We start from the raw sequence: 11,608 nt of genomic DNA, 5'->3' as shown, positions 1-11,608 counted from the left end.
CGGCCCCTTTCGCCTCGCTTAGATATATTGCACTTCGAGGCCGTCGGTGTCACGCTGATATCTTGGAGCGGATCAATTAGTTTAGGTAATTGCTTGTCGAAGCGCGTCACGGAACCGCTGAAGCCAGCGTATTCATTCCGCAGAATTGGCGTATCGTATAAGCGGGTAATCAGCGTTTTCATACAGATTGCGGATCTCGGCGCCGACGTAGCGCGTGTCGCCCACCTCGAGAGAGCAACTGCGCAACATGTCGGAGGAGACATTTTCCATTGCGAAGCGGATCGCGTCCGCCGCACAAGCGAACCTCTTATAGCCGAGGCTGTTGGGACGAGATTTCGGCCCCTTGTAAGAGAACAATCCCGCCTCCACGCCATAATCGAACGCGCTCATTGTTCTATCCCCTTGGTTCGATGCGCCTGTGATACGGCAACCCTCGTTTCGCCACATCGGCGGCCGGAATCGATGGAAGACGGGCGGCAATCTCTCTCGTTCCGCAGGGCGAGCAAGAGCGAGCGCGGCCGGCCTCAGCCGCCCCGCTCGAGAGACGACTCCGTCACCACACGTTCGAGGCCGTCCCGCTCTCCTTTGATTCGATACTGAAGACCTGCGCCGCCATCCGGCAGGTGGCGCGTGACCCGAAACGAGCCTCTTTCCGACCGCACTCCGATCTTATGAAGAACGCGAGTCCCGACATCGAACTTGTGCGCCGCCGCCTTGACGCGATGAGGCAGAGTGCGGGAGGACTCGTTGTCGTTCGTGCTCATATCGGGCCCTCTTCTCGAGTGTTCGAAAGTTGAAATCCGGCTGTTCGCCGGCCAGGAATGAGAGGCCGCTCAGGCGGCGACCCGGATATGATCCGCGGAAGACTTTCCGCTGCGCGAATCGACCACGATCGCGTAAGAGACTTTTTGTCCCTCCGCGAGGTCACGCAAGCCGGAGCGTTCCACCGCGGTGATATGGACGAAGATATCGGCTTCGCCGGTTTCGGGCTGTATGAACCCGAAGCCCTTGTGAGCGTTGAACCATTTTACGATCCCGATCTGCATGGCGTATCCTTCTCGCGAATGACGAATGGGGCGCTCGCTGCGTGCGACGCCCATATGGATCGATGTTTGGAAGAGGAGGCGATGGGCTTCGCGCGCCTAGGCTCGGCGCAACGGCAAGGTCATCCGACCGACACCCGATTGGAATCATATGGCGCGTCGTCGCCCGAGGTTCAAGTGGCGTTCGGGCGCCAGCTTCTTCTTAGCAGTCCAGCATGGTGGAAGTGGACCATGGTGGAAGTGGACATGGTAAGAGCCGTCGGCGCCTCGAGAGAATCGAGCGGCGCCACGGCTGTCACGGCTCCGTCGCCGACCCAGTCGGACGGCCCTACGTATGGTGGGCGCGTCTTGCGTGAACCGCAGGACAGGAAATATCGGAGACGCTCGTCAATGTCGAAGCATATCGCATCGGATTCCAGTGTCCGCAATGCGGGCGCGAGCTCGAGCAGACTATTGGAAAATTGAAGTCACAAGCTCGGATGATCTGTCCAGGGTGTGGAATCGGAATAAACATCGACGCGAGCCGGCTGTCGAACGTCATCGAGGAAATCAGACAAGCCGTCGAAAAGGTTCCCCCCGAAATCACGATCAAATTTTATCGATAGCGAGACGAGACACTCATGGCGTCGATACAATCGCGCTGAGAGCGATTGAAATATGAAGCGGATATCATGGTGCTGATATGGACGAGTTCAAGATAAAGGTAGCGCGCATCGAGGCGGCGGCGCCGAACTCGAAAGGAGACCGTGTACGGATAACGTTCCAGGTCGAGCGCGAGACCTTGGTGTTCCAAATCCCGATTCTTCTCGAGATGGAAGAATTCGACGATACAGAGATGGTTCAGGTAGCGAGGAACGAGCTACATCGAACATTTGACGAATTGACGACTCAGACCGAAAAGTGGACATTGAGTGTGGAAGACATACAGCAGCTTTCTCGTATCAATTTGCGTCCAAAGGCGTGATTTACAGTCTCTCGCCCGGCGACGGCTTCGGCGGAGCCTGCCACGAGAGAACGGCGCGCTCTCGCCGCGCAGAAGGCCTGACGCCGTCTTCCTGTGTCGGCGCCGCGCCCTTCTCCGTCTCCGATTGCGTCCTCGCACTATCGCGTAACAGTGAGGCCCCCCGCCTCCTCGACGAAGGAGATGATGGAGTCGAGACCGAGATCCGACTTCAGGCTGGCGAAGACGAAGGGCCTTTCGCCGCGCATGCGCCGCGCGTCGCGATCCATCACCTCGAGAGAAGCGCCCACGAATGGCGCCAGATCGATCTTGTTGATGACGAGAAGATCCGAGCGCGTGATGCCGGGGCCGCCCTTGCGCGGAATTTTGTCGCCGGCCGAGACGTCGATCACATAGAGCGTGATGTCGGCGAGCTCGGGGCTGAACGTGGCGGCGAGATTGTCGCCGCCGCTCTCGATCAGGATGAGGTCGAGATCGGGAAATTTGCGCTCCAGCTCGGCGATCGCCGCGAGATTGGCGGAGGCGTCCTCGCGGATCGCCGTATGCGGGCAGCCGCCGGTCTCGACGCCGACGATGCGCTCGGGCGCGAGCGCGCCGGAGCGCGTCAGAAATTCGGCGTCCTCTTTCGTATAGATGTCATTGGTGATGGCGGCGATGCGATAGTTTTCGCGCAGCGATTTGCACAGCCGATCCATCAGCGCCGTCTTGCCGGAGCCGACCGGCCCGCCGACGCCGACGCGCAAGGCGCCGTGGGGAGATGTCATCGGCGAAGCATCCCGTCATTGCGAGGAACAGAGCGGTGAAGCAATACGGGAGCCGCCTCGCCACGATATCGGCGGGGGCGGAAGGTTGGAAAGCTCATGATCGGAACAGCCTCGTATATTGCGTTTCATGCCGCATGGACGCAATGTCGATGCGCAGAGCGGATGTCGACAATTCATCCAGCGGCGTTTGCTCGGCCGCTTTCGCCGCACGGATGATCGTCGGCGCGAGGGCGGCGAGCGCGCGCAATCCGTCGGTTTGACCCAGCGGCACGAGCCGCACGCCGGCCGACACGAGATTGGCGGCGAAAGCCTGCGCATAGGCGATGAGCGCGGCGTCGAGCGGCGCCTCGGCCGCGGCGGCGCCGAGCGCGACAGCGAAAGCGATCTCGCCGCCGCGCCTTTTGGCCAAGGCGTCGAGCGGCGCGCTGGGCCAGGCGGCGAGCGTCGCGCGCGTGAAAGCGGCTCCCTGATGGCTCGATTCCAGCGCCGTCTCGGCGCTGCCGCGCCACGCGGCGGCGAGATCGGCGATCTCATTCATCGCCTCCAGGTCGCCAGCGCGCGCGGCGCGCCAAGCAGCGGCGAGAAAGACGAGATCGCACCAGCCGCCGCCGTCTTCGAGCGCCGCGGCGACATAGGCTTCAAGATCGTCGCGGCTGCGCACGTCGCCCGCGTCGATCGCCCATTCGAGCCCGTGGCTGAAGGCGAAAGCGCCGATCGGATAGGCCGGCGAGGTCCAGGCGAGGAGCTGCAACAGCCAATCGCGCGAGTCAGCCATGGCGATGTCCATGCGCATGGTCATGCGAATGATCGTCGTCGTGATGGCGGTGGCCATGGCCGCCATAGGCGCCGGGCTCCGGGTCGAAAGGCAGCAGGCGCGGCGCCGCCTCCCCGCCCAATCCTTCGACCATCGCCGCAATGACGGCGTCGTCGCGAATGACGAGACGATCGGGGAAAATCTGAATGGCGAGATGACGATTGCCGAGGTGATAGGCGAGGCGCGGCAAGCCCGCCGCGCCAGCGCGGATTTCCAGCACCGGCTCGGGCTTTGCGACGACCCGAATCACCGAGCCGTCCTCGAGCGCGAGACCATCGCCCTCGGCGAGCCGCGCGGCCGCCGCGAGATCGAGAAGAAAAGCCTCGCCCTGGTCGCTCGTCAGGCTGCGGCGGCGGCGGTGGCGCTCGTCCCAGTCGAGCGTCGCGGTTCCACGCTCGCGACTTTTGTTCCAGCTTCCGGCGGGAAGAACCTGCGCCGCTCGCATCATTGCTCCTTTAGAGCGCTTTCCGATCGAACGGAATCCTTCGATCGATCAGAATTCGCTCAAACTAAGAATGCTAGAGGGTAATCCGATCCATTCGGATCGGATTACCCTCTAGAACAGGAAATAGCGCTGCGCCATCGGCAGGACGGCGGCAGGCTCGCAGGTCAAAAGCTCGCCGTCGGCGCGCACTTCATAGGTCTGCGCGTCGACTTCGATCTTCGGCGTCGCATCATTGAGGATCATGCTGCGCTTGGAGATGCCGCGCGTGTTCGACGCCACATGCAGCGGGCGCGTGAGACCATACTTCTGCGCCACGCAGGATTCGCGCGCGGCGCGGCTGACGAAGGTGACGCAGCTCTGTGTGAGGCTGCGGCCGAAGCCCGCGAACATCGGCCGGTAATGCACCGGCTGCGGCGTCGGGATGGAGGCGTTGGGATCGCCCATCGCCGCCATGGCGATGGCGCCGCCCTTCATGATCAGCTCCGGCTTCACGCCGAAGAAGGCGGGCGACCACAGCACGAGATCGGCGAGCTTGCCGGGCTCGATCGAGCCGACGAGATCGGCGATTCCATGCGCGACGGCGGGGTTGATCGTATATTTCGCCACATAGCGACGGGCGCGGAAATTGTCGTTGCCGGCGCCGTCGCCCGGAAGCTTCCCACGCTGGCGGCGCATCTTGTCGGCCGTCTGCCAGCAGCGGATGACGACCTCGCCGACGCGGCCCATCGCCTGGCTGTCGGAGGAATACATCGACAGCGCGCCGAGGTCGTGGAGAATATCCTCCGCCGCGATCGTTTCCTTGCGAATGCGGCTCTCGGCGAAGGCGATGTCTTCCGGAATCTTCGGATCGAGATGATGGCAGACGAGCAGCATGTCGAGATGCTCGTCGAGCGTGTTGACCGTGTAGGGGCGCGTCGGATTGGTGGAGGAGGGCAGCACATTGGGCTCGCCCGCCACTTTGATGATGTCCGGCGCATGGCCGCCGCCGGCGCCCTCCGTGTGGAAGGCGTGAATGGTGCGGCCCTCGAAGGCGGCGATCGTCGCCTCGACGAAGCCGCTCTCGTTCAGCGTGTCGCTGTGCAGCGTGACCTGCACGTCGTAATCATCCGCGACCGAGAGCGCGCAATCGATCGCCGCGGGGCTCGAGCCCCAGTCCTCATGCAGCTTGAGGCCGATCGCTCCGGCCTCGATCATCTCGATCAGCGCTTCCGGCCGGCTGGCGTTGCCCTTGCCGAAGAAGCCGAGATTGACCGGCAAGCCTTCCGCCGCCTGCAGCATGCGCTTCATATGCCAGGGGCCCGGCGTGCAGGTCGTCGCCTTCGTGCCTTCGGCCGGACCGGTGCCGCCGCCGAGCATCGTGGTGACCCCGCTGGCGAGCGCTTCATCCGCCTGCTGCGGGCAGATGAAATGAATATGCGTGTCGATGCCGCCGGCGGTGACGATGCGGCCTTCGCCCGCGATGATCTCGGTGCCTGGGCCGATGATGATGTCGACGGCGGGCTGAATGTCCGGATTGCCGGCCTTGCCGATGCGGGCGATGCGGCCATTGACGATGCCGATATCGGCTTTGACGACGCCCCAATGATCGAGAATGACGGCGTTGGTGATGACGGTGTCGACGGCGCCTTCCGCATTGGAGCGCTGGCTCTGTCCCATGCCGTCGCGAATGACCTTGCCGCCGCCGAACTTCACTTCTTCGCCATAGATCGTATGATCGTGCTCGATCTCGATCAGCAGCTCGGTGTCGGCGAGACGGATGCGATCGCCGGTCGTGGGTCCGAACATTCCGGCATAGGCGCGCCGGCCGATCCTATTCGTCATTTTTCGCCTCCAGAGGCCCCATCACCGCGCCGTTGAATCCATAGACCGCGCGCGCGCCGGCGTAAGCGATCAGCGAGACGCTGCGCGTCTGCCCGGGCTCGAAGCGCACCGCCGAGCCTGCGGGAATGTCGAGCCGCATGCCGCGCGCGGCGACGCGGTCGAAGCGCAGCGCCGCATTGCTCTCGGCGAAATGATAATGCGAGCCGATCTGGATCGGCCGATCGCCGGTGTTGGCGACCTCGAGCAGGATCGTCTCACGGCCCTCGTTGAGGATGATCTCGCCCTCGGCGGGAATGATCTCGCCGGGAATCATCGGATCGGCTCGTGAACGGTGACGAGCTTCACGCCGTCGGGAAAGGTCGCTTCGACCTGCACCGCCTCGATCATTTCGGCAACGCCCTCCATCACCTGATCGCGCGTCAGCACGCTCGCGCCTTGCGTCCGCAGCTCGGCGACCGAGCGGCCGTCGCGCGCCCCTTCGACGACGAAATCGGTAATGAGCGCGATCGCCTCCGGATAGTTGAGCCTGGCGCCGCGCTCGAGGCGCCGGCGCGCCACCATCGCCGCCACGGCGACGAGCAGCTTGTCTTTTTCACGCGGCGTCAAATGCATCCCGCGTCTCTCCTCTCCGTGCGAGCCTCTGAGGCTCGCGGTCCAAGGATCCGCGCCCGGACCGCGAGCCTTGGAGGCTCGCATCCCGGACGCGGCTTTTCAACTCATCCACAAGCGCGGCGCGCCGCCGCGCCCGCCGGCGGCGGGCCGCAGCGCCGCCAGCGCCTCTATGACCATGCCGCGCAGCCGCGCCGCGTCATTGTCGAGAAAGCGCAGCAGCAGCACGCCATTGACGAGGCTCGCCGCGCCCGCTGCGCATTGGCGCGCGAGCGGATACAGCTCTGCGACAGTCGGCCCGGCGACCAGAATGGTCGCATAGCCGGCGGCGTCGCCGATGCCGAAGGGCGCGGCGCGTCGCGCGGCGATATAGCCGTCGAGGCCGAAGGCGTCGGCCCAGACGAGTCGGCCGCCGATGCGCAGCATCCAGCTATCCCGCAGCGCGCCCGTGCTCAACCATTCGCCGCTGGCGCGACGGCCGAACAGAAGAATTTCGACGCCGAGAAAGCGCGCCGTCGGCGCGAGATCGATATCGAGCCGCCGCCGCAAGCGCGCCTCGTCGAACAGAATGGTCTCTTGCGGCAGCCATTCGAGCCGCGCGCCGTCGGCGGCGCGCAGCCGCGTTTCGATCCGTGCATGCTCGCCCGCGGAGCGGTAGATCTTCTCGGCCGCGGGCGTCGTGATCGTCAGCGCCGCGCCCGGCTCGACCTCGACGTCGATCGCATAATGATCGCCCCCGACGACGCCGCCGCCCGTGTTGACGATCGCCGCCTCCGGCGCCTCGTCTGGCTCGACGCCGGGAAACAGCGCCCTGAGCGGCGCCTCCTGCGCCAGATGTCGCAACCGGCTCGCTCCCTCGACTTGCGCATAACGCAGCGCGACGCGGCCCCTCGCGCGCTGGGGGACGTTCACAACGCCACGAAATCCCTGATGTTGTCCTTGTCCATATCGGCTCCGAGACCTCGTCTGACGATCTGGCCGCGCGACATGACCATATAATGGTCGGCGAGCGCGCGGCCGAAATCATAGTACTGCTCGACGAGCAGAATGGCGAGATCGCCGCGCCGGCTCAAGCTCTTTATCACCTCACCGATGAGCTTGATGATGGACGGCTGGATTCCCTCCGTCGGCTCGTCGAGAATGATGAGCTTGGGATCGGAGATCAGGGCGCGGGCGATGGCGAGCTGCTGCTGCTGGCCGCCGGAGAGATCGCCGCCGCGGCGCCGGAGCATTTCCTTCAGCGCCGGGAACATCTCATAGATCTCGCTCGGCACGGAGCGAGCCTTGCGGGCGGGCTTCGTCGCCATGCCCATCAGCAGATTCTCCTCCACCGTGAGACGCGAGAAGATTTCGCGTCCCTGCGGCACATAGGCGACGCCGCGCGCCGCGCGCTCATTGGGCGAGAGCTTCGAAATATCCCGGCCGTCGAACAGAATGGCGCCGCTGCGGATCGGCGTCACGCCCATGATGCTGCGCAGCAGCGTCGTCTTGCCGACGCCGTTGCGACCGAGCAGCACGGTGCAGGCGCCCGTGGGCGCCGTGAAGGACACATCGCGCAGAATGTGGCTGCTGCCGTAATATTGATGGAGGCCGCTGATTTCGAGCATCGCCTAGCGCCCCAGATAGACTTCGATGACGCGCTCGTCGCTCTGCACGTCGGACAGGCGTCCTTCCGCCAGCACGGCGCCCTCGTGCAGGACCGTGACCTTGCGCGCGATCGCGCCGACGAACTCCATGTCGTGCTCGACCACCATGATCGAATGCTGGCCCGCGAGCGATTCCAATAGCTCGGCGGTGCGTTTCGTCTCGTGGTCGGTCATGCCGGCGACCGGCTCGTCGAGCAGCAGCAGCAGCGGGCGCTGCGCCAGCAGCATGCCGATCTCCAGCCATTGCTTCTGGCCATGCGAAAGCAGGCCGGCGCGATCCTGCGCCTTGTCGGCGAGCTCCACCGTCTCCAGCAATTCGCCGATGCGGTCGATCTGCTCGCCGCTGATCCGCCGGAACAGGGACGCGCGCACGCTCTTGTCGGCCTTCACCGCGAGCTCGAGATTTTCAAAAACCGTGAGATGCTCGAACACGGTCGGCTTCTGGAACTTGCGGCCGATGCCGGCGGCGGCGATCTGCGGCTCGCTCATCCGTGTGAGATCGAGCGAGCGGCCGAAATAGACGAGGCCGGCGTCGGGCCTCGTCTTGCCGGTGATGACGTCCATCATCGTCGTCTTGCCGGCGCCGTTCGGCCCGATGACGCAGCGCAGCTCGCCGACGTCGATCGACAGCGACAGCCCGCGCAGCGCCCGAAAGCCGTCGAAGGCGACTTGCACATCGTCGAGATAGAGCGCGACGGCGCTCGAAATCTCCGTCGCCTCGATCATGACGCGGGCTCCTTGCGGGTGAAGGGGAGCGAGATGCGCGCCGAGGGCGGCGCATCGAAGAAGCCGATGACGCCCTTGGGCAGCAGCAGGGTGACGAGCACGAACAGGAGTCCGAGGAAGAATAGCCAATATTCGGGAATGGCCGCGGTGAAGAGGCTCTTCGCGCCATTGACGACGAAGGCGCCGACGAGCGGGCCGATCAGCGTGCCGCGTCCGCCGACGGCGGTCCATATGGCGATCTCGATCGAGGCCGCCGGCGACATTTCGCTCGGATTGATGATGCCGACCTGCGGCACATAGAGCGCGCCGGCGAGGCCGCAGATCGCCGCCGAGAAGGTCCAGATCGCGAGCTTGTAGGAGAGCGTGTCATAGCCGCAGAACATCACCCGGCTCTCCGCCTCGCGAATGGCGGTGAGCACGCGGCCGAACTTGCTCGTCACGATGAAGCGCGACGCCAGCAGCAGGAGGAGGAGGCTGCCGCCCGACAGCATGAACAGGATGATGCGCGTCTGCGGCGTCGCCAGCGGATAATCGAGAATGCGCTTGAAGTCGGTGAAGCCGTTATTGCCGCCGAAGCCGGTCTCGTTGCGGAAGAACAGCAGCATCATCGCATAGGTCAGCGCCTGGGTGATGATGGAGAAATACACGCCTTTGATGCGCGAGCGGAAGGCGAAGAAGCCGAACGCGCAGGCGAGCGCCGCCGGGGCGAGGATCGCGAGCGCGAGCGCGTAGCAAAAATGGTCGGTATAGGCCCAGAACCAGGGAAACGAGTTCCAGTCGAGGAAGACCATGAAGTCGGGCAGGTCTGCGTGATAGCTGCCGTCATGGCCGATCTGACGCATCAGATACATGCCGAAGGCGTAGCCGCCGAGCGCGAAGAAGACGCCATGGCCGAGGCTGAGTATCCCTGCATAGCCCCAGACGAGATCCATGGCGAGCGCCAGCATGGCGTAGCAGAACAGCTTGCCGAGCAGCGCGACCGAAGCATCCGAGAGATGGAGGAAGGATCCCTCGGGCGTCACGAGATTGGCGAGCGGCGCGACGACGAGAATGACGAGCGCGGCGAGCGCGAACAGGGCCCAGCCGCGCTTCTCGTACAGGCACCGTGCGAGCGGAGGGGAGGGAGCGACATGGAGCATGGGCTTCGAGCTCAATCGGCCTGGCGGCCGCCGAGCGCGAACAGGCCCTGCGGACGTTTTTGAATGAAGACGATGAGGAAGACGAGCAGGGCGATTTCGGCGAGCACCGCGCCGGCGAGATTTTCGAAAATCTTGCCGGCGACGCCGAGCCCGAGCGCGGCGTAGACGGCGCCGGCGAGCTGGCCGACCCCGCCGAGCACGACGACCATGAAGCTGTCGACGATGTAATGCTGGCCGAGGTCCGGACCGACATTGCCGACCTGCGACAGCGCGACGCCCGCGAGGCCCGCGATCCCCGAGCCGAGCGCGAAGGCGATCGTGTCGATTCGCGAGGAGTCGACGCCGACGCATTTCGCCATCGTGCGGTTCTGCGTCACCGCGCGCACGAACAGCCCGAGGCGCGTGCGCGCCAGCAGGAAGGAGACGAGCGCCAGCACGGCGAGCGAGAAGGCTATGATGACGATGCGATTGTAGGGCAGTTGCAGATTCTCCATGACGAAGACGCGGCCGGACATCCAGGCGGGATTTTCGACCTGCACATTCTGCGCGCCGAACATCGTGCGCACCGTCTGCATCAGGATCAGGCTGACGCCCCAGGTGGCGAGCAGCGTCTCCAGCGCGCGTCCGTAGAGAAAACGGATCACCATGCGCTCGATGACGACGCCGATGAGCGCCGCGACCACGAATGCGACCGGCGCGGCGGCGGCGAGATACCATTGGAAATGGTCGGGCAGATAGGCGCGAAAGCAATTTTGCGCCACATAAGTGGCGTAGGCGCCGATCATCATCATCTCGCCATGCGCCATGTTGATGACGCCCATCAGGCCATAGGTGACGGCGAGGCCGAGCGCGGCGAGCAGCAGAATGCTGGCGAGGCTGACGCCGGAAAAGACGATGCCGAGATTCTCGCCGATCGCGAGGCTCGATTCGACATTGCGCAGCGACCGCGTGAGGGCGACGCGAATCTCGCCGTCCTCCTCGCTGGCGAGGCGGGCCTTCAGCGCTTCGCGCACGCGGCCCGAGACGCTGGCGCGCAGTGCCTTGGCCGCGGCGAGGCGCATCGCGCGGTCGCCGCTCTGCAGCTCGGAGAGAGCGCGCATCTGACGCAGGCCGTCGCGCACGGCGGAATCGCGCTCGTGGCTCTCGGCCTTGGCGATCAGAGCGAGGCGCGCTTCGTCGAGCTCGGCGTTCTGCAGGCGCTTCACGGCTTCGAGCCGAAGCGCCGGATCGGGCGAGAGGAGCTCCAGAGCGGCGATCGATTCTTCGATCGCGAGGCGCAGGCTATTGCTCGTCGAGACATCCTCGAGGTCCGAGGGCAGCGCGACGGGCGCGCGCTCGAGCGGGTCGAGGCCATGATCGCCGTCGACGATAATGGTCGTGTCCGCGCCGATCTTGACGCGATCGGCGAGCAGATCTTGCAAGAAGGGAAGAGCGGAAACGTCGTTGTCGGCGACGAGCGCGTCGAGCGCCTGTCGCTGCTCGTCCGCGTCGCCGCTGGCGAGACGACCGATCGCTCCGCGGTCGAGCGCCGCGGCCGGCGCGCAGAAAACCGCCAGCATCGCAAGGCCGGCGAAGAGTCGCAGCATACGCAAAGGGTGACGCTCCGTTTCGATCCGCATCCGAATCGCCCTGGGACGGCC

General features: G+C 64.8%; 14 protein-coding genes. 1 reads left to right on the top strand and 13 read right to left on the bottom strand.

Going from position 1 to position 11,608, the window contains the following annotated elements:
• Positions 1-132 precede the first annotated feature (132 nt).
• Together K3F48_RS09605 and K3F48_RS09600 are read right to left on the bottom strand one after the other, a co-directional pair.
• On the bottom strand, positions 133-390 hold the full coding sequence (locus K3F48_RS09605; protein ID WP_222575212.1) for a hypothetical protein: 258 nt from the start codon (positions 388-390) through the stop codon (positions 133-135).
• A gap of 443 nt (positions 391-833) precedes the next feature.
• Positions 834-1,046: a cold-shock protein gene (locus tag K3F48_RS09600; RefSeq protein ID WP_222575211.1), complete on the bottom strand. Its 213-nt coding sequence runs from the start codon at positions 1,044-1,046 to the stop codon at positions 834-836.
• 679 nt (positions 1,047-1,725) lie between these two features.
• On the opposite strand from K3F48_RS09600, the gene K3F48_RS09595 reads away from it, so the two are divergent.
• Entirely contained in the window at positions 1,726-2,007 is a 282-nt protein-coding gene (locus K3F48_RS09595; protein ID WP_222575210.1) for a hypothetical protein, read from the top strand.
• A 137-nt stretch (positions 2,008-2,144) separates the two neighbouring features.
• On the opposite strand, the gene ureG is transcribed toward K3F48_RS09595, so the two are convergent.
• From ureG to urtB, 11 genes are all read right to left on the bottom strand, one after another.
• Positions 2,145-2,768, bottom strand: coding sequence for an urease accessory protein UreG (gene ureG, locus K3F48_RS09590; RefSeq protein ID WP_222575209.1), 624 nt, complete (start codon positions 2,766-2,768; stop codon positions 2,145-2,147).
• 94 nt (positions 2,769-2,862) lie between these two features.
• Positions 2,863-3,600: an urease accessory protein UreF gene (locus K3F48_RS09585; RefSeq protein ID WP_255608788.1), complete on the bottom strand. Its 738-nt coding sequence runs from the start codon at positions 3,598-3,600 to the stop codon at positions 2,863-2,865.
• The gene (locus K3F48_RS09580; RefSeq protein ID WP_255608787.1) at positions 3,536-4,030 is read right to left on the bottom strand and encodes an urease accessory protein UreE; all 495 of its coding nucleotides are present in this window, start codon (positions 4,028-4,030) and stop codon (positions 3,536-3,538) included. Before K3F48_RS09580 ends, K3F48_RS09585 begins: the two co-directional genes overlap by 65 nt.
• A gap of 108 nt (positions 4,031-4,138) precedes the next feature.
• The gene (gene ureC, locus K3F48_RS09575) at positions 4,139-5,848 is read right to left on the bottom strand and encodes an urease subunit alpha (RefSeq protein ID WP_222575208.1); all 1,710 of its coding nucleotides are present in this window, start codon (positions 5,846-5,848) and stop codon (positions 4,139-4,141) included.
• A complete protein-coding gene (locus tag K3F48_RS09570; RefSeq protein WP_222575207.1) occupies positions 5,838-6,161 on the bottom strand; it encodes an urease subunit beta in 324 nt (107 codons plus the stop codon). Before K3F48_RS09570 ends, ureC begins: the two co-directional genes overlap by 11 nt.
• Positions 6,158-6,460, bottom strand: a complete 303-nt coding sequence (locus K3F48_RS09565) for an urease subunit gamma (protein WP_222575206.1) — start codon at positions 6,458-6,460, stop codon at positions 6,158-6,160. The genes K3F48_RS09570 and K3F48_RS09565 overlap by 4 nt, the downstream gene beginning before the upstream one ends.
• Positions 6,461-6,559: 99 nt before the next feature.
• Positions 6,560-7,300 carry an urease accessory protein UreD gene (locus K3F48_RS09560; protein WP_255608785.1) on the bottom strand — a complete coding sequence of 247 codons (741 nt, stop codon included), beginning with the start codon at positions 7,298-7,300 and terminating at the stop codon, positions 6,560-6,562.
• A 65-nt stretch (positions 7,301-7,365) separates the two neighbouring features.
• Complete coding sequence (gene urtE / locus K3F48_RS09555) at positions 7,366-8,064, bottom strand: urea ABC transporter ATP-binding subunit UrtE (protein ID WP_222575205.1); 699 nt, start codon at positions 8,062-8,064, stop codon at positions 7,366-7,368.
• A gap of 3 nt (positions 8,065-8,067) precedes the next feature.
• A complete protein-coding gene (gene urtD, locus K3F48_RS09550; RefSeq protein WP_222575204.1) occupies positions 8,068-8,829 on the bottom strand; it encodes an urea ABC transporter ATP-binding protein UrtD in 762 nt (253 codons plus the stop codon).
• Complete coding sequence (urtC, locus tag K3F48_RS09545; protein WP_222575203.1) at positions 8,826-9,968, bottom strand: urea ABC transporter permease subunit UrtC; 1,143 nt, start codon at positions 9,966-9,968, stop codon at positions 8,826-8,828. The genes urtD and urtC overlap by 4 nt, the downstream gene beginning before the upstream one ends.
• A gap of 11 nt (positions 9,969-9,979) precedes the next feature.
• Entirely contained in the window at positions 9,980-11,554 is a 1,575-nt protein-coding gene (gene urtB, locus K3F48_RS09540) for an urea ABC transporter permease subunit UrtB (RefSeq protein WP_222575276.1), read from the bottom strand.
• Positions 11,555-11,608 lie beyond the last annotated feature (54 nt).

It is taken from the genome of Methylosinus sp. Sm6 (assembly GCF_019802345.1).
Lineage (GTDB): Bacteria > Pseudomonadota > Alphaproteobacteria > Rhizobiales > Beijerinckiaceae > Methylosinus.
The sequence above is the reverse complement of the archived record's forward strand: the minus strand, read 5'-3'. Positions and strand labels throughout refer to the sequence as shown.